Here is a 25,339-nt window from a genome sequence, read left to right on the forward strand (position 1 = left end):
CACACGAACTGTGTGACGCGGCCCGCGGCGTGTGTTCGCCAGGCGGTCAGCGGGCGCGTACGGTCACGGCACGGGTCACGGGGTCAGCGGCGGGCGCGGGCCCTCGTCCTCGGGGCGCCGCTCGGGCGCCTCGTCCTGCTTGATGACCTCGCCCTGGACGACCTTGCCGTCGGGCCGGCGCATCCGCGCCTGCTGGAAGGCGTCGCCCAGGGTGCCGGGGCCCGCCGCGTTCATCCGGCGCTCCATGGACCGCTCCGCGTACCGGCCGAGCCCCTTCCGTACCGGCGGTACGAGCAGCAGCAGGCCGAGCACGTCGGTGATCAGCCCGGGGATCATGATCAGCAGGCCGCCGAGCATGAGGAAGCCGTTGCCGGTGGAGCCGGTGGCCGCCTCGGGCTCGGCTGCGGCGCCGGGGCGCTGCTGCCGCTGCAGCGTCTCGGTCAGGTTCTGGAAGGCGCGGCGCCCGGCGCTCTTGATCACCACGGCGCCGAGTACAACCGCGCCGACGAGCAGGAACAGGACGGTGAATCCGCCGGCGGCCTCGGCCACCACGGTCAGCAGCCAGATCTCCAGCACCAGCCAGACGGCGACGGCGAGCGGGAGGAGGGTGCGGGCGCGTGAGCGCTTGGGAACGGGCCGGGGCGAGTGCGCGGTCGTCATGGTTCCAGTGTGCCTGGGCGCCGGCCGTTACGGCGGGCCGGGGAGCCCTTGACGATCATGGGCGGCGAGGGGGTCAGGCCGCGGGACCGTTCGGTCCGGCCGGTTTGCGGCCCAGCAGCCGGTTCGCCCGGGACTCGACGCCCCATGCGGTGACCCGCCACAGCGCCTCGACGAGGATGTCCTTGCTCATCTTGGAGTCGCCCAGCTCGCGTTCGACGAAGGTGATGGGCACCTCGACCACATGGCAGCCGGCGTCGACGGCGCGGCGGGCCAGATCGACCTGGAAGCAGTACCCCTGGGAGGAGACGGCGTCGAGGCCGAGCCCTTCCAGGGTCTCCCTGCGGAAGGCCCGGTAGCCGCCGGTGACATCGCGGATCGGGACGCCGAGCAGGACCCGCGAATAGGTGCTGCCGCCCCGGGAGATCATCTGCCGGGTCTTGGGCCAGTTGACCACGCGCCCGCCCGGCACCCAGCGTGAGCCGAGCACGAGATCGGCGCCCTTGAGCGCGGTCAGCAGGCGGGGCAGTTCCTCGGGCTGGTGGGAGCCGTCCGCGTCCATCTCGACGAGGACCCCGTAGCCGTGCTCCATGCCCCAGCGGAATCCGGCCAGATAGGCGGCGCCGAGCCCTTCCTTGCCCTTGCGGTGCAACACCTTGACCTGGCTGTCCTCGGCGGCCAGCTCGTCGGCGATCTTGCCGGTGCCGTCGGGGCTGTTGTCGTCGGCGATGAGGATGTCGGCCGCCGGCACGGCCGCGCGCACGCGGGAGACGATCGGCGTGATGTTCTCGGCCTCGTTGAAGGTCGGGATGATCACCAAGGCTGTACCGAGCGGGCCGTACCGCCTCTGGCCACCGTCGTTCACTGCTGCCCCTTCATCGCCGTACGCAGACATCTCAGCTTAGCGAGCGGACAGGGGCCCCCGAGCACGGTGGTGGCCCGGTGTCGGACGAGTTGAGAGGTGATGTCCGGAGATGACGGAGGGGAACGGCCGGCCGTGGGCTCCCGTACGGAGCGTGCGGACACGGGGCGGGGCTGCGGACCGGGACCCGGCGTCCTTCGGGCCGACCTGGGACCCGCTGGCTGCGGATCGACCGAAAGCCGTTGTCTACTGAACGCCGGGGCCCCGTCCGGGTCGCACCTGCCGGCCGGCGGAAACCTTCCCTCGCCTCCGAGACGCGGGCGCTGGACCTGGCTCCCAGTGGTGGTGCGCCGGTGCGGCACACCGCCCCATGGCCCAGCGGCGTTCGACGACGTGTGTGGAGGTTGCCGGACGGACGTCCTGTGGTGGACCCGGCCGAACCTACCCGCCGGTGGCGGCTCGCTGTCAATACCGCTTTGACCTGCGAGGTTGACCTGAAACACCAGGTCAGTGCGGAAGATCCGCAGGTCGTGGCCGAGGCCGGAAAGCATCGGTCGGCGGTACGAAATGTCCCTACGTCACTCGTTCGGGCCCACGAAGACGGTCTGCCCGGCGACCACCGTCCGCAGGCACACGGGCAGCGGACGCCCCGGCGTGAGGTCCGGCAGTCCCGGCGTCCCGGAGCGCGGATCCGTCGACCAGCGCGCCACCCGGTCGTCGGGGGCCTGGACGACCAGTTCCTCGGTCCGCCAGAGCGCGTAGTCGGCGGGGGCGCCCGGCACCAGGGTCCCCGCGTCGTCGCGCCCGACGGCCCGCCAGCCGCCCCGGGTGTGGGCGGTGAACGCGGCCCGTACGGAGATCCGGTGACCGGGGGTGCGGTGGAAGGCCGCGGCCCGGACGGTCGACCACGGGTCGAGGGGGGTGACCGGGCTGTCGGAGCCGAGGGCCAGCGGCACCCCGGCGCGCAGCAGCGCCGCGTACGGGTTGAGCGTACGGGCCCGCTCGACGCCGAGCCGGCGCGCGTACATGCCCTCGTCGCCGCCCCAGGCCGCGTCGAAGGCGGGCTGCACGGAAGCGGTGAGCCCGAGTTCGGCGAAGGCGGCGACGGTCTCCGGGGTGAGCATCTCGGCGTGTTCGACCCGGTGCCGGGCGGCGCGGATCCGCGCGAGCCCGAGACGCTCGGCGGCAGCCCGCACCCCGGCCACGACCGTGCTGATCGCGGCGTCGCCGATGGCGTGGAATCCGGCCTGAAGTCCCGCCTCCGTACAGGCAGTCACATGGGCCGAGACGGCGGCGGCGTCGAGATGCGCGGTACCGGTGTGGGCGGCGTCGGCGTACGGCTCGTGCAGGGCGGCGGTGTGCGAACCGAGCGAACCGTCCACGAAGAGGTCGCCCGCCGCGCCCGCCGCGCCGAGCTCCCGAACGCGCCGGGCCCCCTTCTCGTCGCCGACCGGCTCCGCCCAGTAGCCGTGGACCCGCGGGCCCGGCTCGTCCCGGGCGAGCGCCAGCAGGGCGGTGAAGTCCTCCTCGTCGGAGATCTCGGGACCCGCGCACTCGTGGAGCGTGCCGATCCCGAGGGAGGCGGCCCGCAGCCGGGCGGCGCGCTGCGCCTCGGTGCGCTGACGGGCGCTGACGGCACCGTGGGCGGCCTCGCGCACGGCGTGGTGGGCGGCGGCCGTCAGGGGCCCTTCGGCGCGGTATCCGGCCAGGGAGGTGACGCCGGGGACCAGGTCGAGCAGGGCGGTGGTCACGACCGCCGAGTGCACGTCGACCCGCGGCAGGTAGAGGGGCCGGCCCCCGGCAGCGTCGTCCAGTTCGGCGCGGGTGGGAGCCCGCCGCTCGGGCCACCGCTCGGCGTCCCAGCCGTGCCCGAGCAGGATCCGCTCGTCCGGCCGCGCCGCGCTGTACGCCCGTACGAGCCCGAGCGCCTCCGCGAGGCTCGCCGCGCCGGACAGGTCGAGCCCGGTGAGCGCGAGGCCGGTCGCCGTGGTGTGCACATGGGCGTCGGTGAAGGCGGGGGTGACGAGCGCGCCGTCCAGGTCGACGACCTCGTCGGCCCCGGCGACAAAGGAGTCCGCGGCCCCCTCGGAACCCACCCAGGCGACATGCCCGCGCTCCACGAGCATGGCGGTGGCGAACGGGTCGGCGGGGCTGTGGACTTCCCCACGGCGCAGCAGCACGGTGCGATGGTCGGCCGGGGAGGCGGTGCGATCACTCATGCCCACCAGTCTCCCCCCTTTTCTTGAGGGCTCGGTTCGCCTCCGGGCGCTGACTGAGCCCATCAGCGGCCTCCGGCAGCGGGCGGAAGACCTGGCACCGAGGGGGCGCCCCGGAGGCGAACCGAGCCCCTAAAAGGAAGGCGCCCGGGATTCGTAGGGGGTGGAGAGGACCACCGTGGTGCGGGTGGAGACCCCGGCCAGTGAGCGGATCCGGGTGAGGAGGTGTTCGAGTTCCACCGGGGCGGAGACCCGGACCTTGAGGATGTAGTTCTCGTCGCCCGCGACGCTGTGGCACGCCTCGATCTCGGCGATCCCGGCGAGCCGGTCCGCGATGTCGTCGGGGGCGCTGGGGTCGAAGGGTTTGACCGAGATGAACGCGGTGAGGGGCAGGCCGACGGCCTCGGGGTCGACCACCGCGGCGTAACCGCGGATCACCCCGCGCTGTTCCAGGCGGCGTACGCGCTGATGTACCGCCGAGGTGGACAGGCCCGTGGCCTTGCCCAGGTCGGTGTAGCTCATCCGGCCGTCCTTGACGAGCAATTCCACGATCTGTCGATCCAGCTCCTCCATGCGGATCAACCTATGGCCCCGGGGCCGTTCCGGCACAGTCGGAGCGGCGCCACGCCCGGCGGGGAGGCCGCTTCCGCGCGCACCTGCGGCTGGCATGTGACGAAGACCACAGAGCTGTGGCCGGGTCCGTCGAGACCTTACGGTTACCTGGCGCGCGCGACGGGAAGTGCTTGCTGTGGTCGAGACCACACGAGCCTGGTCGGCCCACCCGAGGGGGAATGTCTCCATGCAGAGCCTTAAGCGCGCCGGACGTACCGAGCCGGTTCCCGTCGATCTCGACGACAGTGACGAGATCGACTCCTACGACACCTTCGAGATGTACCGGGTCGTCTGCCCGGACTGCGTGCAGCCGATCGCGCTCCTCGCCGACGAGGGAACCCTTCCGGAGCACGCGCTGTGCCCCACCCCGTGGAACCCCTTCGTGCTGTCGGTGTGCGCCGGTACGGGCCGCGCCGCTTCCGAGGCGCGGCCCGCCGACGCGTCGTACGAGGCCCAGGAGCAGGAGACCGGGCTGCTGCTGACGCTCCCCCAGGGGCTCGACTGGCGTACGCAGCCCTTCTCGCACGTCGGCGGCCCGGGCTCGCGCCCGTTCAAGGTGCCGTCGCTGCACCGGCACGCCGCCTGAGGTTCCGTCAGCGGGTCTCCGGGCCCGCGAGATGGCGGGCGATCACCATCCGCTGGATCTGGTTGGTGCCTTCGACGATCTGCAGCACCTTCGCCTCGCGCAGATAGCGCTCCGCCGGGAAGTCGGCCGTGTAGCCGTAGCCGCCGAGTACCTGTACGGCGTCGATGGTGATCTGCATGGCCGCGTCGGTGCAGAACAGCTTGGCCATGGCGGCCTGTCGGGAGAAGGGCCGCCCCGCGTCGCGCAGCCGGGCCGCCGCGAGGCAGAGCGAGCGTCCGGCCTCGATACGGGTGGCCATGTCGGCGAGCAGGAAGCGCAGCCCCTGGAAGTCCGCGACGGGCCTGCCGAACTGCCGCCGTCCGGTGGCGTAGGCGACGGCCTCGTCCAGTGCCGCCTGGGCGACCCCCACGGCGCAGGCGGCGATGCCGAGGCGGCCCGAGTCGAGCGCGGAGAGCGCGATCGCGAAGCCCTGGCCCTCCTCGCCGAGCCGGCGGTCGTCGGCCACCCGTACGCCGTCGAAGTGGAGTTGGGCGGTGGGCGAGCCCTTCATGCCCATCTTCTTCTCGGGCGGGGCCGCGCTCAGCCCCGGCGCGTCGCCGGGCACGAGGAACGCGGTGATGCCGCGCGCGCCGTCCCCGCCGGTCCGGGCCAGCACCGTGTAGAAGTCCGCGACACCGCCGTGGGTGATCCACGCCTTGGTGCCGGTGATGACCCAGTGGTCGCCGTCCCGTACGGCCCTGGTGCGGAGCGAGGCCGCGTCGGAGCCGGCTGCGGGTTCGGAGAGGCAGTACGCGCCGAGCAGACCGCCGGTGAGCATCGCGGGCAGGTGTTCGGCCTGCTGGGCCTTGGTGCCGTAGCCGGCGAGGGCGTGGCAGGCGAGGGTGTGGACGCTGACGCCGAGCCCCACGGTGAGCCGGGCGGCGGCCAGCTCTTCGAGTACCTGGAGGTAGACCTCGTACGGCTGGCCCCCGCCGCCGTAGGCGGTGTCGTAGGGGAGGCCGAGCAGGCCGGAGTCGGAGAGCAGACGGAAGAGTTCGCGCGGGAAGTGCCCGGCGTCCTCCTCCTCGGCGGCCGTGGGGGCGATCTCCCGCCGGCTGATGTCGCGTACGAGGGCGATGAGGTCCTGAGCCTCATCGGTGGGCAGCAGACGGTCCACCGGTCGCGGGGCGCGGTCGGACATGGCGGCGCTCTCCTCCCTGTCGGGCGCTGCGGCGAACGCGCGCGGGGTGTGCGTCACGTCGCCGGCACGGGTCCGGGAATGGCCCCGGACGGGTCGTTCCTGCCTCGCCGATGCTGCCCTGCCGGATCACGGCGGGGGCTGATCATCAGCTGTGGCGCGTTGAGTATGCCCGATCGGCGGGGCTTCGTCACGGGTCGGCGATCACGCACCCGGCGCGGCCGGGCGGCGTTCGCGGAAGGAAAGCGGGTTGGTACGAACCATTGACCACACTGGTCTAGTCCTTCTAACGTTCCCCCTCAACACACCTGACATTCCTGCCCGGTCGGCTCCGTGGCAGGATCCCGACTCCCCCCACTTGTCCTTCCTCTCCCCCACGAGGAGACTCCATGCTCAGGTTCCACCCTTCCCGTTCCCGCTTCCGGGCGCTGACCGCCGCGGCGTGCACCGCCGTTCTCGGCGTGACGCTGCTCTCCGGGGCGGGCACCGCCTCGGCAGGCACCGCCTCGGCGGGCGAGACCACCGAGGCACCGGCCACGGCCGCTGCCGTGCCGGCCGCGCCGGCCCGGGCCGCTGGGGACAAGGTCATCGGATACTTCACCAACTGGGGTGTCTACGACCGCAATTACCACGTGAAGAACATCGAGACGTCCGGCTCGGCCGGCAAGCTCACCCACATCAACTACGCCTTCGGCAATGTCACCGGCGGCAAGTGCGCCGTCGGCGACTCGTACGCGGACTACGAGAAGGCGTACACGGCCGACCAGAGTGTGGACGGCGCCGCCGACACCTGGGACCAGCCGCTGCGGGGCAACTTCAACCAGCTGCGCAAACTCAAGGCGATGCACCCCGGTCTCAAGGTGATCTGGTCCTTCGGCGGCTGGTCCTGGTCCGGCGGCTTCGCGGAGGCGGCGAAGAACCCGGCGGCCTTCGCGCAGTCCTGCCGCGCGCTGGTGGAGGACCCGCGCTGGGCCGATGTGTTCGACGGGATCGACATCGACTGGGAGTACCCCAACGCCTGCGGGCTGACCTGTGACAGCAGCGGCCGGGACGCCTTCAGGGACATGGCTGCGGCGCTGCGCGGCGCGTTCGGCTCCGACCTGGTGACGGCGGCGATCACCGCCGACGGCACGGACGGCGGGAAGATCGACGCGGCGGACTACGCGGGCGCCGCGCAGTACCTCGACTGGTACAACCCGATGACGTACGACTTCTTCGGCGCCTTCGCCGCGCAGGGCCCCACCGCCCCGCACTCGCCGCTGACCTCGTACGCGGGCATCCCGACCCAGGGCTTCGACTCGGACACCGCGATCACCAAGCTCAAGAGCCTCGGCATCCCGTCCGAGAAGCTGCTGCTGGGCCTCGGCTTCTACGGGCGCGGCTGGTCCGGCGTCGGCCAGGCGGAGCCGGGCGGCACCGCGACGGGCGCGGCGCCCGGGAAGTACGAGGCGGGCATCGAGGACTACAAGCTCCTCAAGGACCGCTGCCCGGCGAGCGGCACGGTCGGCGGCACCGCGTACGCCCACTGCGGCGACCAGTGGTGGAGCTACGACACCCCGGCCACCATCGCCGGGAAGATGGCGTACAAGGATCAGCAGGGCCTGGGCGGCACCTTCTTCTGGGAGCTGAGCGGGGACACCGCGGACGGCGAGCTGATCAAGTCCATCGACTAGACCCGCTGGATCCCACCGGATCCCGCAGGAGTACGGCCCCGGAACGCGCCGGGGGCGGGGCGCCCGATCGGCCCCCGCCCCCGGCGTCCGGTTTCTCTCTCCGTGCGCCGGGGCCCTACGGCGCGTCCTGCCCGGGGCCGCGGCCCGTGAACGGGACCCATTCGAGGTCCTGGGGCGGGGCCGGGCACTCCGGCGCGAACTCCTCGATGGTGTTGAGGGTGTGCCGCAGCATCCGGACGAGCAGGTCGCGGGGGATCTCCCGGCGCAGCTCCTCCCGGTGCTCCAGCCATTCGAGCGTGAGCCACTCGACGCTGCTGAGCCAGCCGAGCAGGGCGAGCCGGGCGATCGGCGGGATGTCGTCGTGGCCGTAGGCGCCCTGGGCGACCGTGGCGACCAGGCCGGTCCTGACCGCGTCGCGGATCGCCTGGACCTGGGTGTCGAAGCCGACGCCGCCGGTGACGATGGTGCGGTAGGCCGCCTCGTTGTACTGGGCGAAGCGCAGATACGCCTCGACCGTGCGCTGCACCCGCTGGGTGCGCGGCAGTTCGGCGCCGTCGGAGGCGAGCGAGACGAGTTCGGCGACCGAGTCCTCGACGATGGCGAGGTAGTAGCCGCGCTTGTTCTTGAAGTAGTAGTAGATGAGTCCTTTGGCGACGCCCGCGTGCTGCGCGATGTCGTCCATCGACAGCGCGTCGTACGAGGTGTCGGCAAACAACTTCCGGCCGGTTGCGATGAGTTCGGAGCGCCGTACCTGTGATCGCAGGGACGGTCCACGCTGTTGACTACGATTCAAAATCCGCGTCCTGGTCTCCGGCTGCCACGGTGTTCCCCCGCAGGAATCCCCGCAGTATTGCAGAGTGGACGCGGGGTACCACAGTGTGGTCGGCGGAGGGCCGGCGCGACGGTACGGGTTTGCCGGACCAGCAACAAATCTTGCGGGCGCGCCGGCCCCGTGCGGATGATCGTGGGACCACATACCCCGATCGAGGAGCGGCGATGCCAGGGATGTCAGGGATGCCGGCGGTGTCAGCGGCCTCAGCGACGCCGATGGAGAACCCGGCCGTGCGGCACCGGCTGGTGGAGGTCCCCGGCGGCCGGATCCATCTCGCGGAACAGGGCACCGGTCCGCTGGTCCTGCTCGTCCACGGCTTCCCCGAGTCCTGGTACTCCTGGCGCCACCAGCTTCCGGCGCTCGCCGCCGCCGGGTACCACGCCGTCGCCGTCGACGTACGCGGCTACGGGCGCTCGTCCAAGCCGGCCGATGTGGCGGCGTACCGGATGCTCGCCCACGTCGCCGACAACGTCGGTGTGGTGCGCGCGCTCGGCGCGGAGAGCGCGGTGGTCGTCGGCCATGACTGGGGCTCCCCCATCGCCGCCAACTCCGCGCTGCTCAGGCCCGATGTCTTCACCGCCGTGGGAATGCTGAGCGTCCCGTACTCACCGAGGAACGGCTTCCGGCCGAGCGACGCCTTCGGGATGCTCGGCGGGGCGGAGGAGTTCTACGTCAGCTACTTCCAGCGGCCCGGCCGGGCGGAGGCGGAGATCGAGCCCGATGTACGGGGATGGCTGGCCGGGTTCTACGCCGGGCTGTCGGCCGACACGATGCGGCCGGCCGGCGAGGAGAGCCTCTTCTTCGTGCCCGAGGGGGCGAAGCTCTCCGACCGCTTCCCCGGTGACCGGCTGCCCTCCTGGCTGACGGAGGCCGATCTCGACGTCTACGCGGGCGAGTTCGAGCGGAGCGGGCTGACGGGGGCGCTGAACCGCTACCGCAACGTCGACCGGGACTGGGAGGATCTCGCACCGTGGGACGGGGCGCCCGTCCGCCAGCCGTCGCTCTTCATCGGCGGCACGCTCGACGCCTCCACCACCTGGATGGCGGAGGCCATCGCGGCGTACCCCACCACGCTGCCGGGCCTGATCTCCTCGCACCTTCTCGACGGCTGCGGCCACTGGGTGCAGCAGGAGCGCCCCGACGAGGTCAACGGGCTCCTCGTGGAGTGGCTGCGTACGCTGCCCGCGTCACCGCACCGTCCCTGATCCGGCCCGCGCCGCCCGGTCCTCGCGGCGGACCTCAGACCAGGCCGACCGCCCGCAGTGCCCGGCTCTGCGCGGCGGACGGCTTTACGGGCCAGTAGACGTAGCAGACCCCGCCCGTGCCGGAGGCGACGTTGCCGGAGGCGTTGTACCGCTTGGTGCGGAGCCAGATCGTCTCCCACTCGGCCCGGCGGTAGACGCGCCGCACGGCCGGATTGCTGGGCGAGGCGGGGTCGTTGGCGATCACATCGCCCTCGGCCGTGAAGCCGATGACCGTCATGAGGTGGCCCGAGGTGCCGTAACCCGCCCCCGTCAGCTCCTCCCTGAGGAAGGACTGCGAGGTGATGACGGGGATGCCCGCGCCCACCAGCGTCTCCACGTCGGCGAGCGAGCCGAGCCGGGTGACGGCGGAGCTCAGCTCCCGGTACGTGGCGGCGTACGCGGCGTTGAAGGGCCAGTTGCCGCACCCCTCGTACTGGTAGTCGTAGGTGTACCGGGCCGCGTGGCAGACCTGCGGGTCGTCGAAGTCCGGGTTCACCCAGGCGAGTTCCTCGGTGGTGGGGACCCGCCCCCAGTACTCGATGATCATCTGCGAGGAGGTGGGGCTGCACCACGCCTCACCGCCGTTGTCGTACTCGGGATACTGCCCGATGTGCGTGTTCTGCGAGTAGCGCGGCACGGTCAGCTCGCGCGCGAGCCCCGGCGTGGAGGCCGGGACGGTGAACCGGTCCGGGATGTCGGAGGCCATCGCCCCGACGCGGTGGACCACCGGGGTGAGGCCGCTGCCGGGGGTGCGGTGGAGGGTGAGGCGCAGCCGGTACGCGACGAGGCGCGTCCCGCTCGCCGCGTCGTCCACGGCGAAGGTGTCGGTCCAGATGGAGCTGCGGCCGTCGCTCTGGCCGTCCAGGGAGGTGCGCCGGATGTCGCCGTCCCCGTCGCCCGAGGTCCAGCGGCCCATCACGTACCACGGGGTGTCGGTGCCGTCCCCGTACCGGCCGCGCAGTTCGACCTGGAGCCAGGTGCCCGCGGGGGTGGACGCGTTCCAGGAGGCGATCACCTCGGTGGCGGGGACCTTCGGGTGGTACAGGGGGGAGGTCCAGGTGGCGTACTCCCACGGGGTGGTCTTCCCGGTGTGCGGATCGGCGTACGTGGTGGAGCCCGCCGGGGTGGCGATGACCAGCGAGGGCCGGGCGCCGGAGACGGCGCGGACCCCGTTCGCGGCGCCGGCCCGCCAGTCGGCGTACGAGGTCCAGAACGCGTTGTCGACGAGCGGCCCCGCGGGGGCGGCGGGGGCCCCGGGAGCCGCCTCCGCGGCGCCGGCCGGCAGGGCCGCGCCCGTCCCGGTGGCGGCGGTGGCCGCGAGCGCGGCGGCGAGAACGGTTCTGCGCGAGGGGGGACGGGGCATCGGAACCTCCGGTCGACGGGCGGAGAGGCGAAGAGGCGAAGAGGCGGAGTGGCGAAGAGTCGGACGGCAGTCGTCCACTATCGCGGCTCCCGGCGGGCTTCTGCCAGCGATTCGTCTCGCGTCGCCCGACCAATATTGGTCTGCGCCAGTGGCATGGCCTGGGGCGGCCGGGGCACCGCTCAGGGCGCCCCGGCTCGTGGGCCGGCGCAAGGCCACCCCGGTGCCTCGGCTCAGCTCGTACGCTGGGCCATGTGACTCCTCCCCTACCGATAAATCGGAGGGGCTTCACGCCGGTCCTGACGATCGGCCCCGGACAAGCCCTGCCCGCTGCCCGCAGGCAGGAAATCAACCTACTACGGCGCCTCGCGCCGCCTTCGGATACATCCGGAGGTTCCCTCGAAAGATGGTCGGATGGATGACCTCACCGCCGTGGCCGCGCGACTGCGCGACCTGCCGCCCTCCTGCGGCCCGGTGCGGCTGATCGCCGTGGACGGTCACGCCGGCTCGGGCAAGAGCACCTTCGCGGCCCGGCTCGCGGCGGCGCTCGGCGGCGCACCCGTGCTGCGGCTGGACGACGTGGCCAGCCACGAGGAGCTCTTCGCGTGGCTGCCCCGGCTGACGGCGCAGGTCATCGAGGCGTTCACGCGGGGCGAGGCCGCGCGGTACACCCCGTACGACTGGACGCTGCGCCGCTTCACCGCGCCGCGCGTGCTGCCCGCCGCCCCGGTGGTCGTGGTGGAGGGGGTCGGGGCCGGCCGGCGGGCGCTGCGGCCGTATCTCGCCGGGCTGTTCTGGATGGAGCGGGGGGCCGAGGAGTCCTGGGAGCGGGGGCGCCGCCGGGACGGAGCGGCGCAGTCCGCCTTCTGGGACGGCTGGACGGTGGCGGAGACACGCCATTTCGCGACGGACCCAACTCGTCCCTTTTCCGATGCTCTGGTACATGAGGGGCACGAGGGGTACGTGATACGCCCAGCGTCTCGCGCGACCGCGAGGCAGGACCAAACCATCACCCACTGTGACCGGTTGACGCCGCCATACTGAGCAGTCGGAAATCGACGCGCACCGAGTGCCCAACTCGGCTTGACCAGCGGGCGGGACAGGTCTTACGTTCTTAATGTGCGGCTTTTCGGAGCCGCCCCAGACGCGAAGCCCCCGGTTGTTCCCCCGTGATCGGGGGCTTCGTTCTGCCCTTTTCGCCGCGTTCCCGGCCCCGTACCGCCTCACCCGCTCACCCTGGGTCACCGCGCGACCCGGTGCGCGGCGCCCTTAGTCGCACACACTCTGCGCAGGTACGATGCCTCTGAGTGCGGTCAATTCCCGTCCGCGTCATGGTGGTTCAGTACGCTGCCGACGGGCGCCCGCCCGGCGGGACATCACGGGGGCACGGTTTGTGGGGGACCTGATGGATATCGGCACGCAGGGCACGGGCGCCCCGGCCGACCTCGCCTGGGTGCGCGGGGTGGACGCCTACACCATGGGGGCGTACCCCCAGGCGGAGGAGGAGTTCAGGACAGCCGTCCGGCTCGATCCCGGGATGGCCGACGGCTGGCTCGGGCTGCACGCGCTGCGCGTCGAGACCACCACCGCCCTGCTCCACATGTACCGCCATCGCGACCGCTTCGGCGAGCAGCGCACCCGCCACCGCCGCACCCTGAACTCGTGGTACTGGCTGGGCTGGTGGGTCCAGCCGGTCCTGGAGAGCGGGCGCGACCTGCGGCTGGCGCACGCCTCGCACTGGCTGGACGGCCGCCATGTGCCCGAGCTGGACCGGGCGTTGGCGGGGCTGCCGCCGGTGGACACCGATCCGCAGGTCCGCTTCCTGCACGCCTGCCGCGCCTATCTGGTCAAGGACTGGGAACAGCTGTGCCGCCACACGGAGCAGCTCGTGCACGACCCGCTGCTCGGCATCGAGGCGGGTCTCTTCGGCGGGATGGCCCGGGTCAGGCTGGAGATGTTCGGCCAGGCCGAGCCGCTGCTCGCCACCGCGCTGATGCGGTGCCGCAGCGAGCAGCCCCAGCGCAAGGAGCTGCGGTACTGGCTGGCCCGCGCCCACGAGGGCACCGGGCGCAGCGCCGCCGCCCTGCCGCTCTACCGGGCCGTGCACCGGCTCGACCCGGCGTTCATGGACACCGCGGCGCGGCTCGCGGCGATCACCGACTCCGACGGGTACGACGGCTACGAGGGCCCCGACGACCCGCTGGGGCTGGCCTCCGTGTCGCTGGCCGGGCTCGGCCAGGACGCGGCGGACGTGGCCGAGGCCCAGTCCCAGGCGCAGTCGGGGAGCGAGCCGGAGGGGCCGCTCGGCTCCGACATCCTGCTCGGCCGGGAGCCGGCGCCACCGCTCGGCGGCAGCGGTCCGCCCGTCGCGCCCGACGCGCTGCGGGAGAAGCTGCCGCCCCCGCCCGCGCAGCCGACGGCGCCGCGCTTCCCCGAGGGGCCGACGGATCCCGCGCTGCTCGCCGAGGCACTGGCCGAGTTGGAGCGGATGGTCGGGCTCGAACCGGTGAAGCGCCAGGTGAAGGCGATCTCCGCACAGCTGCGTATGGCGCGGCTGCGGGCCGGCCAGGGGCTTCCGGTCCAGCCGCCGAAACGTCACTTTGTCTTCTCGGGCCCCTCGGGCACCGGCAAGACCACCGTGGCGCGCATCCTCGGACGGATCTTCTACGCGCTCGGGCTGCTCGGCGGGGACCATCTCGTCGAGGCGCAACGGGCCGACCTGGTCGGCGAGTTCCTGGGCCAGACCGCCGTCAAGGCGAACGAGCTGATCGACTCGGCGATCGGCGGGGTGCTCTTCGTGGACGAGGCGTACAGCCTCTCCAACTCCGGTTACAGCAAGGGCGACGCCTACGGCGACGAGGCCCTTCAGGTGCTGCTGAAGCGCGCCGAGGACAACCGTGACCACCTCGTGGTGATCCTGGCGGGCTACCCGGAGGGCATGGACCGGCTGCTCGCCACCAACCCGGGGCTCTCCTCGCGCTTCACGAGCCGGGTCGACTTCCCGAGCTACCGGCCGCTCGAACTGACCGCGATCGGCGGGGTGCTGGCCGCCGAGAACGGTGACCTGTGGGACGAGGAGTCCGTGGACGAGCTGCGCTCGATCAGCGGACACGTGGTCGACCAGGGATGGATCGACGAGCTGGGCAACGGCCGGTTCGTCCGGACGCTGTACGAGAAGAGCTGCGCCTACCGCGATCTGCGGCTGTCCGGCTACAGCGGTACGCCTACGCGCGATGACCTGGCCACGCTGCGGCTGCCCGATCTGATGCAGGCGTACGGCGAGGTGCTCTCGGGGCGCGGCCCGGCGGGCCGGAGCCCCCAGGACCCGACGGGTACATGACCCGCCGGGTCCCGGCGGTGGCCGGGTCCCAGGGCCTCGGACCTCGGGGCCCTGAGACCTCGGGCGCCGAGTCCCGGTTACGGGTGCCGGCCGCACCGGTCACCGGTGCGGCCGGGTTACCGGGCCGGGATTCAGCCGGCCAGGACCTGGGAGGCCTGGTCCGTGCGCTGCTCGCCGACGAGGGCCGCCCGGGGGACGGACGCCGCCCGGTGGGAGGGGTCGCGTACCTCCCCGACCAGCATTTCGAGGACGTCCTCCAGCGCCACCAGGCCGAGCACCCGCCCGGACGCGTCCGCGACCTGGGCGAGATGGGTGGCCGCGCGGCGCATCACGGTGAGGGCGTCGTCCAGCGGGAGTTCCGCGCGGAGCGTCGCCATCGGCCGCCAGATGTGCTGGGGCACGGCCCGGTCGGCCATCTCCAGATCGAGGACGTCCTTGACGTGCAGGAACCCCATGAAGGCGCCGCCGCCCTCGGCGCACACCGGGAAGCGGGAGTAGCCGGTGCGTACCGTCAGCTCCTCGATCTCCCGCGGTGTGACCGCCGGGTCCACGGTGACCAGTGAGGCGCGGGTGAGGAGCACGTCGGTGACCGGGCGGCTGCCCAGCTCCAGCGCGTCCTCCAGCCGCTCCTGCGCCTCCGGTTCCAGCAGCCCCGCCTGTCCCGAGTCCTCGACGAGCCGGTTGAGCTGCTCGCTGGTGAAGACGGCCTCCACCTCGTCCTTGGGTTCGACGCGGAAGGCCCGCAGGACGAGCCGGGCGCAGGCGCCGAGGCCGGCGGTGACCGGCCGGCAGAGGCGGGCGAAGCCGACCAGGCCGGGGCTGAGCCACAGCGCGGTCTTCTCCGGGGCCGCCATGGCGAGGTTCTTGGGGACCATCTCGCCGATGACGAGGTGCAGGAAGACGACGAGCGCCAGGGCGATGACGTATCCCAGCGGATGGATCAGGCCCTCCGGCACGCGCATCGCGTGGAAGACGGGCTCCAGGAGCCGCGCCACCGTCGGTTCGGCCACCGCGCCGAGCGTCAGGGAGCAGACGGTGATGCCGAACTGCGCGGCGGCCATCATCTGCGGCAGGTTCTCCAGCCCGTACAGCGCCTGCCGGGCCTTGGCCGAGCCGCGCGCGGCGTGCGGCTCGATCTGGCTGCGGCGTACGGAGACGAGGGCGAACTCGGCCCCGACGAAGTAGCCGTTGGCGAGGACCAGGAGCAGGGCGAAGGCGAGTTGCAGCACGCTCATCGGACGGCCTCCACCGGCGCGGGGGCCTCGGCGGGAGCGCCCACGAGGACGTCGGCCGCGGTGGCGGCGGTCCCGTCGGGGGCCCTGCCGGGCGGCGCCCCGGTGCGGACCGGCGGCGCGGCGGGGTGGTCCGGTACGAGCCCGGCCGGTCCTTCGCCCGTCAGCCGTATCAGCCGGACCCGCTCGGCCCGGTAGCGGTCCACCTGGCGCACGGAGAGCCGCCAGCCGGGCAGCTCCGCGCGGTCGCCGGGGGCCGGGATCCGGCCGAGCAGATCGGCGACGAGCCCGGCGAGGGTCTCGTACGGGCCCTCGGGGACGTCGAGTCCGATGCGCCGCAGGGTGAGGACCCGGGCGCTGCCGTCGGCCTCCCAGGCGGGCCGGCCGTCCACGGGGTCGACGGGGGCGAGTTCCGGCCGTCCGTCCCGCTCGGGGTCGTGCTCGTCGAGCACCTCGCCGACGAGTTCCTCGACGATGTCCTCCAGGGTGACGACCCCGGCCGTACCGCCGTACTCGTCGACCACGGCGGCTATGGGCTGCTCGTTGCGCAGCCGTGCCAGGAGCTGCTGCACCGGCAGGGTCTCCGGGACGAAGAGCGCGGTGACGGCGATCCGGCCGACCGGGGTGCGGCGCCGCTCCGCCACGGGGACGGCGAGCGCGTCCTTGAGGTGCACCATGCCGATGATCTCGTCGATGCGCTCGCGGTAGACGGGGAAGCGGGAGAGCCCGGTGGCCCGGGTGAGGTTGAGGACGTCCGCCGCCGTCGCGTCCGCCTGGAGGGCGCTGACCTTCACCCGGGGGGTCATCACGTGCTGTGCCGTGAGCCGGCCGAGGGAGAGGGTCCGTACGAACAGGTCGGCCGTGTCCTGTTCGAGGGTGCCGGCCTGCGCGGAGTGGCGGGCCAGGGAGACGAGTTCGCCGGGGGTCCTGGCGGAGGCGAGTTCGTCGGTCGGCTCCACGCCGAGTATCCGCACCAGCCGGTTGGCGACGGCGTTGAGCAGCGAGATCACCGGCCGGAAGACGGTGGCGAAGAGGTACTGCGGGCCCGCCACGAACCGCGCGACCTGGAGCGGCCGGGAGACCGCCCAGTTCTTGGGGACGAGCTCACCGATCACCATCTGGAGGGCGGACGCCAGCAGCATGCCGATGACCACCGCGATGCCGGAGACGGCCCCGGCGGGCAGTCCGGTCGCGGCGAGCGGCGGGCCGAGCAGTTCGGCGAGCGCCGGCTCGGCGAGCATGCCGACGACGAGCGAGGTGATGGTGATGCCGAGCTGGGTGCCGGAGAGCTGGAAGGAGAGTTCCCGCAGGGCTCTGACGACGGTACGGGCTCGGCGGTCGCCCTCGGCGGCGGCGCGCTCGGCGTCGGGGCGGTCGACCGTGATCAGACCGAACTCGGCCGCCACGAAGAAGCCGTTGGCGAGGATGAGAAGGAACGCTGCGGTGAGCAGCAGAAGGGGGATGGTCATGCCGCCGCCTCGTCGAAGGGGGCGGCGCAGGTACTACCGGACGATCCGTCCATTGCTGGAGGGAGTCACTCCTCGGGTCGCAGGATGCCCCGCGGGCCGTCGACGGCCGTCTGATGCGGGGCGGGGCGCACTCGGCGCCTCCACCACCAGAGTAATCAAGACAGGGCCCGGACGGACAGGACCTGGCGACCGGTCACCGGTGCGCGGCCGGTGTCCCGGTGGCTGCCGGAGGGGTCCGTCGCTGGTCAGTCGCGGTCGCGCGCGGCGCGGGACTCGGTCAGGTCGCGCAGCGCGCGGGCGTCGCGGATGGCGTGCGCCTTGGCCACGCCCGGCTGAATACCGAGGACGGGCAGGCTGCTGCCGTCGCTGAGGTCAAGGAAGACCCAGGGGTCGCCGGGCCGCAGATTGACGCGCAGGATCTCGGCCCATTCCAGCCGGCGGGTGCGGGTGAGATTGACGACAGTCACCCCCGTGTCGTCGGCGACGACCTTCGGACGGCTGAGCAGCGCCAGCACGCCGAAGAACAGCAGCGCGGTGAGGATGAAGCTCAGCCGCTCCCCCGTGCTGAGCTGTTCGAGCACCAGGCCGATGGCCGAGATGACGACGAACATGACCGTGCCGACGGACAGCAGCACCGTGCGGGTGGCGGTCGGCCGGAACGTGACCGGCAGGGCGGGTACGGCAGGGGCGGGCACGGACATGGCGGGTCTTCCCGGGGTGGTGGCCGGAGGCCCCGGGGGCCTCCGGCGGGACGGTTCGGGTGCGGCGGGAGCCGGTCAGAGCCGGCAGGCGTGGATGGCCGTGGTGAGGATGGCGCGGGCGCCCAGCTGGTAGAGGTCGTCCATGATCCGCTGGGCCTCCTTGGCCGGGACCATCGCGCGGACGGCGACCCACCCCTCGTTGTGCAGCGGGGAGACGGTCGGCGATTCGAGCCCCGGGGTGAGCGCGACGGCCCGCTCCAGGTGCTCGGCGCGGCAGTCGTAGTCCATCATCACGTACGTACGGGCCACGAGGACGCCCTGGAGGCGGCGCAGGAACTGCTGCACCTTCGGTTCCGCCGCGTCGGAGCCGGTGCGCCGGATGACGACCGCCTCCGAGGTCATGATCGGCTCGCCGATGACTTCGAGGCCCGCGTTCCGCAGCGAGGTGCCGGTCTCCACCACGTCCGCGATGATCTGGGCGACGCCCAGTTCGATGGCGGTCTCGACCGCGCCGTCGAGGTGGACGACGGAGGCGTCGACGCCGTGGTCGGCGAGGTGCCGGGCCACGATGCCCTCGTACGAGGTGGCGACGGTCATGCCGCCGAACTCGGTGACCCCGGTCGCGGTCCCCGGCTTGGTGGCGTAGCGGAAGGTGGAGCGGGCGAAGCCGAGCGGCAGGATCTCCTCGGCGTCGGCCTCCGAGTCCAGCAGCAGATCGCGGCCGGTGATGCCGATGTCGAGCTTGCCGGAGCTGACGTAGATCGCGATGTCGCGGGGGCGCAGGTAGAAGAACTCGACCTCGTTCTCCGGGTCGACCAGGACGAGTTCCTTGGACTCCTTGCGCTGCTGGTATCCGGCCTCATGGAGCATCGCCGACGCAGGCCCGGAGAGTGAACCCTTGTTGGGGACGGCGATGCGCAGCATGAGGTCTTGTTCCTTCGTGCGGAGGATGGGGCGGGGCAAATGGTGTGGAACGGTACGAAGTGGTGCTGAGGCGATGCTCAGAGATGGGCGTACACGTCGTCAAGGGAGATTCCGCGCGCCACCATCATCACCTGGACGTGGTAGAGGAGCTGGGAGATCTCCTCGGCGGCGGCTTCCTTGCCCTCGTACTCGGCGGCCATCCACACTTCGGCCGCCTCCTCGACGACCTTCTTGCCGATGGCGTGTACGCCCTTCTCCACCAGTTCGGCGGTGCGGGAGGTGGCGGGGTCGCCGTGGGCGGCCTTCTGCTGGAGCTCGCTGAACAGCTCCTCGAACGTCTTCTTGGACATGGTGACGCTCACTTTACGCGGCTGGACTCACTCGACCGGCGCCAGGGTTCGGCGATGGTGCGCAGGGTGGTCGCGGTCGCGACGGCGGCGGTCACCGCCTCGTGTCCCTTGTCCTCGTGGGAGCCTTCGAGACCGGCCCGGTCCAGGGCCTGTTCCTCGGTGTCGCAGGTCAGTACGCCGAAGCCGATGGGGACCCCGGTGTCCACGGAAACCTGCGTGAGGCCCTGGGTGACGCCCTGGCACACATAGTCGAAGTGCGGGGTGCCGCCCCGGATGACGACCCCGAGCGCGACGACCGCGTCGTAACCGCGTCCCGCGAGCACCTTGGCGACGACGGGCAGTTCGAAGCTGCCGGGCACGCGCAGCAGCGTCGGCTCGTCGATGCCGAGGTCGCGCAGGGCGCGCAGGGCGCCGTCGACGAGACCGTCCATGATCTTCTCGTGCCACTGCGCCGCGATCACGGCGACCCGGAGGTCTCCGCAGTTCTGCACGCTCAGTTCGGGTGCGCCCTTGCCGCTCACGTCTCTCCTCGGATGCTGTGCTGCTGGTCGGGTGGTGCGCCGGCCGTACGTCAGCCGTGGCCGGCCGTACGGTCCTACTGGTTGCCGCAGGTGGACACGGCGGCGGCGTCGAGCCACGGCAGGTCGTGGCCCATCCGGTCGCGCTTGGTGCGCAGGTAGCGGAGGTTGTGCTCGCCCGCCTGGACGGGCATCGGCTCGCGCCCCGTGACCCGCAGGCCGTGCCGGACGAGGGCCGTGGTCTTGTCGGGGTTGTTGGTCATCAGCCGCAGGCTGCGCACCCCGAGGTCGTCGAGGATCCGCGCGCCCGCCGCGTAGTCGCGGGCGTCGGCGGGCAGCCCCAGCTCCAGGTTGGCGTCCAGGGTGTCGTGGCCCCGCTCCTGGAGTTCGTACGCGCGGAGCTTGGAGAGCAGGCCGATGCCGCGCCCCTCGTGGCCGCGCAGGTAGACGACGACGCCGCGGCCCTCCGCGGTGACGCGCTCCATGGACGCCTGGAGCTGGGGGCCGCAGTCGCACCGCTGGGAGCTGAAGATGTCGCCGGTCAGGCACTCGGAGTGGACGCGCACGAGCACGTCCTCGCCGTCGCCGAGCTCCCCGTGGACGAGGGCGACGTGCTCGACCCCGTCGACGGTGGAGCGGTATCCGTACGCGGTGAAGTCGCCGTAGGCGGTGGGCAGGCTGACCTCGGCCTCCCGGCGGACCGTGGGCTCATCGGTGCGGCGGTAGGCGATCAGGTCCTCGATGGAGATGATCGTCAGGCCGTGCTTGCGCGCGAACGGGACCAGCTCTGGCAGCCGCAGCATCACCCCGTCCTCGCCCGCGATCTCCACGATCGCGCCGGCCGGGCGCAGCCCGGCGAGCCGGGCGAGGTCGACGGCGGCCTCGGTGTGGCCGTTGCGCACGAGGACGCCGCCGGACCTGGCGCGCAGCGGGAAGACATGGCCGGGGCGGACGAAGTCGCCGGGCGCCGCCTCGCCCGAGGCGAGGAGCCGGAGTGTGGTGGCGCGGTCGGCGGCGGAGATCCCGGTGGTGACGCCGTGGGCGGCGGAGGCGTCGACGGTGACGGTGAAGGCGGTCCGCATCGACTCGGTGTTGTCGCCGACCATCTGCGGGAGTTCCAGCCGGTCCAGCTCCGCGCCGTCCATGGGGGCGCAGATCATGCCGCGGCACTCGCTCATCATGAAGGCGATGATCTCGGGGGTGGCCTTCTCGGCGGCGATGACGAGATCGCCCTCGTTCTCGCGGTCCTCGTCGTCCACGACCACGACGGGGCGGCCGGCCGCGATGTCGCGGATGGCCTGCGCCACGGGGTCGAGGGAGAGGTCCTCGGCGTGGTCGCGGGCGGACCAGGCGAGGCGCGGCGGGTCGGTGCGCGGGGTCCCGGGGGTGTCGGGGTGCGGAATACCGGCCGCCGCCTCGTCGAGGGCGGTGGCGGGGGACGGACGAGTGGTCATACTGCTGCTCCTTCCAGGGGCATGGCGCCGGCGCGGGAGCGCAGCCACCAGTCGCGCATGCCCCACAGGACGAGGGCGAGGTAGATGACGTAGACGAGGCCGGAGAAGGCCAGTCCGCTGCTGAAGGCGAGGGGGACGCCGACCAGGTCGACGAGGAGCCAGGCGAACCAGAACTCGACGAGACCGCGCGCCTGCGCGACCATCGCCGCGAGGGTGCCGGTGAAGATGTACGCGTCGGGCCAGGGGTTCCAGGACAGTTCGGGTACGGCGACGAAGAGCCCGCCGACGGCGAGGGTGCCCAGGGCCGTCGCGCCGAGGAGCAGCCCGCGCTCGCGCCAGGTGGCGAACCGTACGGCGATCGAGCCGTCCTGCGCCTGTTGTGTGCCCCTCTGCCACTGACGCCAGCCCCACACCGCGACGCCGATGACCAGGAGCTGCTTGCCGACGCCGCCGCTGAGGTGGGCGGAGGCGTACGCGCCGACGAGGACGACGCCGGAGAGGAGCTGGGCGGGCCAGGTCCAGATGGAGCGCCGCCAGCCGAGGGCGAGCGCGGCCAGACCGATGGTGTTGCCGATCATGTCGGACCACAGGATGTGCTGACCGAAGGCGCTGAACGCCTCACCGTTCAGCCAGGACAGGGTGCTCACCGCGCGGACTCCTCGGCCTGTGCGCGCTGAGGGGTCAGCAGGCGCTCGACGTACTTCGCGATGACGTCGACCTCCAGGTTGACCGGGTCGCCCGGCCCCTTGATGCCGAGGGTGGTCAGCGCGAGGGTGGTGGGGATGAGGCTGATGGTGAAGTGGTCGGTGCCCGCGTCGACGACCGTGAGGCTGACGCCGTCCACGGTGATGGAGCCCTTCTCCACGACGTAGCGGGTCAGGGCGGCGGGCAGCGAGATCTTGACGATCTCCCAGTGCTCGGAGGGCGTGCGCTCGACGATGGTGCCGGTGCCGTCGACATGGCCCTGGACGATGTGTCCGCCGAGCCGGCCGCCGAGGGCCATGGGCCGCTCCAGGTTGACGCGGGAGCCGGCCCCGAGGGCGCCGAGGCTGGACCGGTCGAGCGTCTCGGCCATCACATCGGCGGTGAACTCGCCGTCCCCCGACTCGACGACCGTCAGACAGACACCGTTGACGGCGATGGAGTCCCCGTGCCGGGCGTTCTCGGTGACGACGGGTCCGCGCAGGCGGAAGCGGGAGGAGTCACCGAGGTTCTCCACGGCGGTGACCTCACCCAGTTCTTCGACGATTCCGGTGAACACTCAACGCTCCTTCGTGGCGGTCGTGACAGTGGTGGCGGTGGCGGTGCCCGTGGCCGCGGCGGGCCCGGTGGCCCGCGCGACGGGGGATCCGGGGGCCGCGGTGGCCCCTTCGGGGATCGTGGTGGCCTCTTCGGGGATCGCGGTGATCCGCAGGTCCGGGCCGATCCGTACGGTCTCCGTCATCCGCAGGCGCAACGCCCCGGCGATCGTGGTGATTCCGGCGTCGCCGAGCGCGGCGGGCCCGGCGCCGAGGAGGACCGGGGCGAGATAGCCGACGACCTTGTCGACCGCGCCCGCGGCGACGAAGGAGCCGGCCAGCGCCGGGCCGCCTTCGAGGAGTACGGAACGCACGCCGCGCTCGTGCAGGGCGGCCAGCAGGGCGGGGACGGAGAGCCCCCGGCCCCCGGCCGCGCGGGGCAGCCGTACGGCGTCGGGGAGATGGCGGGCGTCGGCGTCCTCGGCGACGGCGATCAGGGTGGGCGCGCCGCCGTCCAGGACCCGGGCGCCGGGCCGCACGGCGGTGGCCTCGGTGTCCACGACGACCCGCAGCGGCTGGACGGCGCCCTCGATGCCGCGGACCGCGAGGTGCGGGTCGTCGGCGCGGGCGGTGCCGGAGCCGACCACGACCGCGTCGGCCTCGGCCCGCAGCCGGTGCACGTCGGCGCGCGCCTCGGCGGAGGTGATCCAGCGGCTGGTGGCGTCGGCTGCGGCGATCCGGCCGTCGAGGGTGGCCGCGTACTTCCACAGGACGTACGGGCGGCCCCGGCGTACGGAGGTGAGCCAGGCGGCGTTGCCCGCCTCGGCCTCGGCGGCGAGCAGCCCGGGCTCGGCGGTGATCCCGGCGGCGCGCAGGGTGGCGGCGCCCCCGGCGGCCTGCGGGTTCGGGTCGGGGACCGCGTAGTGGACGCGGGCGACCCCGGCGTCGATCAGTGCCTGGGCGCAGGGGCCGGTGCGGCCGGTGTGGGCGCAGGGTTCGAGCGTGACGTAGGCCGTGCCGCCCCGGGCCCGGGATCCCGCCGCGCGCAGGGCGTGGACCTCGGCGTGCGGGCCGCCCGCGCGGCGGTGGAAGCCCTCGCCGGCGAGGTGTCCCGAGGCGTCCAGGATCACGCATCCGACGACCGGATTGGGGCTGGTGGAGCCGAGTCCGCGGGCGGCGAGCGCGACGGCCCGCCGCATGGCGTCCGCGTCGGTGACGCGTTCGGCTTGGGTGGCCACCCGGGTCCTCCTGCCTCTTCGGGCACGGACTCCGGGGCCTGTCGATGACGACAGAGAAACGGGAACTCACCGGGGAACGCCAGGGCCGGGAAGCCGGCTCGTCGGAGGACGAACCCGCCCGGGGCGGCGTACCGGTAAGAGCCCGCCGCGCACTGCCTCCCATCCGGACTTTAACCGTCGGTCCAGGAATCTCACCTGGTCAACCGGCCACTGGATGCGGCCGGGTCGCGGACTGTAACCGCCGGTTCGGAATTGCACCGACCCCGGAGTGCGCTGCTGCTGGTACGCGACCAGTGTGCCACGGCTGATCGTCGGCGTTCCGGGCGAGCGCTGTGGGCTGACTCACAGAAGGGCCGGGAATGCCGCCGAGGGGTTGCGCTCCGCCCGTCCTGCCCGCACCTCCGGAGAGCCTCATATGCCGGGCGCGAACAGCTCGTCCTGCGCCGCGTCGCGCGCGGTGAGCAGCGCGCCCCTGAGCACGGCGGCGCCGCCGAGCGCCCCGGGTCTGACCTCGGTCCGGAGCGGGGACATCGCGGCGAGCCGCTCCTCGACCCGGGCGGCCAGCGCCTCGCCGCCCGCGTGGCCGACCTCCCCGGCCAGCACGATCCGGCCGGGGTCGAGAACCGCGGCGACCCCCGCGGCGCCGATGGCCAGCCGGTCGGCGAGGGTGTCGAGGAACTTTCCCGCGCCGGGCCGCCCGTCCCCGACGGCGGCGCGCACCAGCGCGGCGGACGGCGGCTCCTGGGGCGCGCCGGGTGCGGGCACGAGCCCGTACCCCTCGGCGAGTTCGCAGACGGCGGCCGACCCCGCCAGGCTGTGGAAGCCGCCGTCGCAGGCCGTCGCCGAGGGCAGCCCCCCGGTGCCGGGCACGGGCAGGAAGCCGATCTCGCCCGCTCCGCCCGAGGCGCCCCGGCGGAGCCGCCCGTCGAGCACGACGGCCGCGCCGATGCCGTGGCCGATCCAGAGCAGTACGAAGGTGTCCTGGCCGCGGGCGGCGCCGAGGCGCTGCTCGGCGAGGGCGGCGAGGTTGGTCTCGTTCTCGACCAGGAGGGTGGCGGGCAGCCGCTCCTGGAGCACGGCGACGAGCCGCCGGTGCCACTCCGGCAGCCCGGTGGTCTCGCGGAGTACGCCGGTGGCGTCGACCAGGCCGGGGGCGCCGATGCCGACGCTGTGCAGGGGTACGGAGCCGGCCTGCCGGGCGGTGCCCTCCAACAGCGCCGCGGCCTGTTCGACGGCGGGCTCCGTCGCGGTGTCGCTGCCGATGGGCAGGACGGCCTCGGCGAGGGTGACGCCGAGCAGATCGGCGACGACGACGGCGACGCTGTCGGTCCGTACGTCCAGGGCGGCGAGATGGGCGCGGTCGGCGACGATCCCGTACAGCCGGGCCCTGGGGCCGCGGCGGCGGTCGTCGCTCTCCCCGACGACGGTGACCAGCCCCGACTCCTGGAGCCGGTCCACCAGATCGGCGACGGTGGGGCGGGAGAGCCCGGTCATCGTCTTGAGCTGTCCCGCCGTCAACGGGCCTTCCTGCTGGAGCAGTCGCAGGGCAAGCCGGTCGTTGATGGCCCGGGCGGTGCTCGGGGATGCGGCCATGCCGGGATCCTTCCAGACAGCCGCCGGGGGACGGATGTCCCCGGCGGTCCTGAGGTGCCTCCC

23 protein-coding genes and 1 riboswitch are annotated in these 25,339 nt (G+C 72.8%); of the genes, 5 read left to right on the forward strand and 18 right to left on the reverse strand.

The window, feature by feature from the left end; genetic code table 11:
- Positions 1–75: 75 nt before the first annotated feature.
- The 4 genes from fxsA to ACFTZC_RS33555 form a co-directional block, all read right to left on the reverse strand.
- Positions 76–660 carry an FxsA family membrane protein gene (gene fxsA, locus ACFTZC_RS33540; RefSeq protein WP_382896197.1) on the reverse strand — a complete coding sequence of 195 codons (585 nt, stop codon included), beginning with the start codon at positions 658–660 and terminating at the stop codon, positions 76–78.
- A 73-nt stretch (positions 661–733) separates the two neighbouring features.
- Positions 734–1,522: a polyprenol monophosphomannose synthase gene (locus ACFTZC_RS33545; protein WP_382896199.1), complete on the reverse strand. Its 789-nt coding sequence runs from the start codon at positions 1,520–1,522 to the stop codon at positions 734–736.
- 575 nt (positions 1,523–2,097) lie between these two features.
- Positions 2,098–3,738: an amidohydrolase gene (locus ACFTZC_RS33550; protein WP_382896201.1), complete on the reverse strand. Its 1,641-nt coding sequence runs from the start codon at positions 3,736–3,738 to the stop codon at positions 2,098–2,100.
- Between the two features lie 129 nt (positions 3,739–3,867).
- Positions 3,868–4,308 (reverse strand): Lrp/AsnC family transcriptional regulator, encoded by a 441-nt coding sequence (locus ACFTZC_RS33555; protein WP_382896203.1) that lies wholly within the window; start codon positions 4,306–4,308, stop codon positions 3,868–3,870.
- A gap of 226 nt (positions 4,309–4,534) precedes the next feature.
- Between ACFTZC_RS33555 and ACFTZC_RS33560 the strand changes: the two genes are divergently transcribed.
- A complete protein-coding gene (locus tag ACFTZC_RS33560) occupies positions 4,535–4,933 on the forward strand; it encodes a hypothetical protein (RefSeq protein ID WP_382896205.1) in 399 nt (132 codons plus the stop codon).
- A 7-nt stretch (positions 4,934–4,940) separates the two neighbouring features.
- Here the strand turns inward: ACFTZC_RS33560 and ACFTZC_RS33565 are convergent, their stop codons facing one another.
- On the reverse strand, positions 4,941–6,113 hold the full coding sequence (locus ACFTZC_RS33565) for an acyl-CoA dehydrogenase family protein (protein WP_382896207.1): 1,173 nt from the start codon (positions 6,111–6,113) through the stop codon (positions 4,941–4,943).
- A 386-nt stretch (positions 6,114–6,499) separates the two neighbouring features.
- Here ACFTZC_RS33565 and ACFTZC_RS33570 point away from each other — a divergent pair, with 386 nt between their 5' ends.
- Entirely contained in the window at positions 6,500–7,783 is a 1,284-nt protein-coding gene (locus tag ACFTZC_RS33570; protein WP_382896209.1) for a glycoside hydrolase family 18 protein, read from the forward strand.
- A 115-nt stretch (positions 7,784–7,898) separates the two neighbouring features.
- Here ACFTZC_RS33570 and ACFTZC_RS33575 read toward each other — a convergent pair whose 3' ends face one another.
- Positions 7,899–8,576, reverse strand: coding sequence for a TetR/AcrR family transcriptional regulator (locus ACFTZC_RS33575; protein ID WP_382896211.1), 678 nt, complete (start codon positions 8,574–8,576; stop codon positions 7,899–7,901).
- Positions 8,577–8,797: 221 nt separating this feature from the next.
- On the opposite strand from ACFTZC_RS33575, the gene ACFTZC_RS33580 reads away from it, so the two are divergent.
- On the forward strand, positions 8,798–9,820 hold the full coding sequence (locus ACFTZC_RS33580; RefSeq protein WP_382896213.1) for an alpha/beta fold hydrolase: 1,023 nt from the start codon (positions 8,798–8,800) through the stop codon (positions 9,818–9,820).
- Between the two features lie 34 nt (positions 9,821–9,854).
- On the opposite strand, the gene ACFTZC_RS33585 is transcribed toward ACFTZC_RS33580, so the two are convergent.
- Complete coding sequence (locus tag ACFTZC_RS33585; protein ID WP_382896215.1) at positions 9,855–11,222, reverse strand: peptidase C39 family protein; 1,368 nt, start codon at positions 11,220–11,222, stop codon at positions 9,855–9,857.
- Between the two features lie 411 nt (positions 11,223–11,633).
- Between ACFTZC_RS33585 and ACFTZC_RS33590 the strand changes: the two genes are divergently transcribed.
- Positions 11,634–12,263 carry a hypothetical protein gene (locus ACFTZC_RS33590; protein WP_382896217.1) on the forward strand — a complete coding sequence of 210 codons (630 nt, stop codon included), beginning with the start codon at positions 11,634–11,636 and terminating at the stop codon, positions 12,261–12,263.
- A gap of 361 nt (positions 12,264–12,624) precedes the next feature.
- Positions 12,625–14,559, forward strand: coding sequence for an AAA family ATPase (locus ACFTZC_RS33595; protein WP_382896219.1), 1,935 nt, complete (start codon positions 12,625–12,627; stop codon positions 14,557–14,559).
- Between the two features lie 131 nt (positions 14,560–14,690).
- Here ACFTZC_RS33595 and ACFTZC_RS33600 read toward each other — a convergent pair whose 3' ends face one another.
- The 11 genes from ACFTZC_RS33600 to ACFTZC_RS33650 all read right to left on the reverse strand — a co-directional run bounded on the left by ACFTZC_RS33600 (position 14,691) and on the right by ACFTZC_RS33650 (position 25,276).
- Entirely contained in the window at positions 14,691–15,794 is a 1,104-nt protein-coding gene (locus tag ACFTZC_RS33600; RefSeq protein WP_382896221.1) for a hemolysin family protein, read from the reverse strand.
- Positions 15,791–17,260 carry a hemolysin family protein gene (locus ACFTZC_RS33605; RefSeq protein ID WP_382896222.1) on the reverse strand — a complete coding sequence of 490 codons (1,470 nt, stop codon included), beginning with the start codon at positions 17,258–17,260 and terminating at the stop codon, positions 15,791–15,793. Before ACFTZC_RS33605 ends, ACFTZC_RS33600 begins: the two co-directional genes overlap by 4 nt.
- A 245-nt stretch (positions 17,261–17,505) precedes the next feature.
- Positions 17,506–17,961, reverse strand: a complete 456-nt coding sequence (locus ACFTZC_RS33610; protein WP_382896224.1) for a PH domain-containing protein — start codon at positions 17,959–17,961, stop codon at positions 17,506–17,508.
- A gap of 75 nt (positions 17,962–18,036) precedes the next feature.
- Complete coding sequence (gene hisG / locus ACFTZC_RS33615; protein WP_382896226.1) at positions 18,037–18,885, reverse strand: ATP phosphoribosyltransferase; 849 nt, start codon at positions 18,883–18,885, stop codon at positions 18,037–18,039.
- 77 nt (positions 18,886–18,962) lie between these two features.
- Positions 18,963–19,235 (reverse strand): phosphoribosyl-ATP diphosphatase, encoded by a 273-nt coding sequence (locus ACFTZC_RS33620; protein ID WP_365815772.1) that lies wholly within the window; start codon positions 19,233–19,235, stop codon positions 18,963–18,965.
- A gap of 8 nt (positions 19,236–19,243) precedes the next feature.
- On the reverse strand, positions 19,244–19,756 hold the full coding sequence (gene ribH, locus ACFTZC_RS33625; RefSeq protein WP_382896228.1) for a 6,7-dimethyl-8-ribityllumazine synthase: 513 nt from the start codon (positions 19,754–19,756) through the stop codon (positions 19,244–19,246).
- A gap of 74 nt (positions 19,757–19,830) precedes the next feature.
- Positions 19,831–21,207 carry a bifunctional 3,4-dihydroxy-2-butanone-4-phosphate synthase/GTP cyclohydrolase II gene (locus tag ACFTZC_RS33630; protein WP_382896230.1) on the reverse strand — a complete coding sequence of 459 codons (1,377 nt, stop codon included), beginning with the start codon at positions 21,205–21,207 and terminating at the stop codon, positions 19,831–19,833.
- The gene (locus tag ACFTZC_RS33635; RefSeq protein WP_382896232.1) at positions 21,204–21,854 is read right to left on the reverse strand and encodes a nicotinamide riboside transporter PnuC; all 651 of its coding nucleotides are present in this window, start codon (positions 21,852–21,854) and stop codon (positions 21,204–21,206) included. The genes ACFTZC_RS33630 and ACFTZC_RS33635 overlap by 4 nt, the downstream gene beginning before the upstream one ends.
- Entirely contained in the window at positions 21,851–22,468 is a 618-nt protein-coding gene (locus ACFTZC_RS33640; RefSeq protein WP_382896234.1) for a riboflavin synthase, read from the reverse strand. The genes ACFTZC_RS33635 and ACFTZC_RS33640 overlap by 4 nt, the downstream gene beginning before the upstream one ends.
- Positions 22,469–23,644: a bifunctional diaminohydroxyphosphoribosylaminopyrimidine deaminase/5-amino-6-(5-phosphoribosylamino)uracil reductase RibD gene (gene ribD, locus ACFTZC_RS33645; protein WP_382896310.1), complete on the reverse strand. Its 1,176-nt coding sequence runs from the start codon at positions 23,642–23,644 to the stop codon at positions 22,469–22,471.
- 184 nt (positions 23,645–23,828) lie between these two features.
- A riboswitch (FMN riboswitch) is annotated at positions 23,829–23,959 on the reverse strand.
- 135 nt (positions 23,960–24,094) lie between these two features.
- On the reverse strand, positions 24,095–25,276 hold the full coding sequence (locus ACFTZC_RS33650) for an ROK family transcriptional regulator (protein WP_382896236.1): 1,182 nt from the start codon (positions 25,274–25,276) through the stop codon (positions 24,095–24,097).
- Positions 25,277–25,339: the final 63 nt, after the last annotated feature.

It is taken from the genome of Streptomyces sp. NPDC056987, from assembly GCF_042673865.1.
GTDB lineage: Bacteria > Actinomycetota > Actinomycetes > Streptomycetales > Streptomycetaceae > Streptomyces.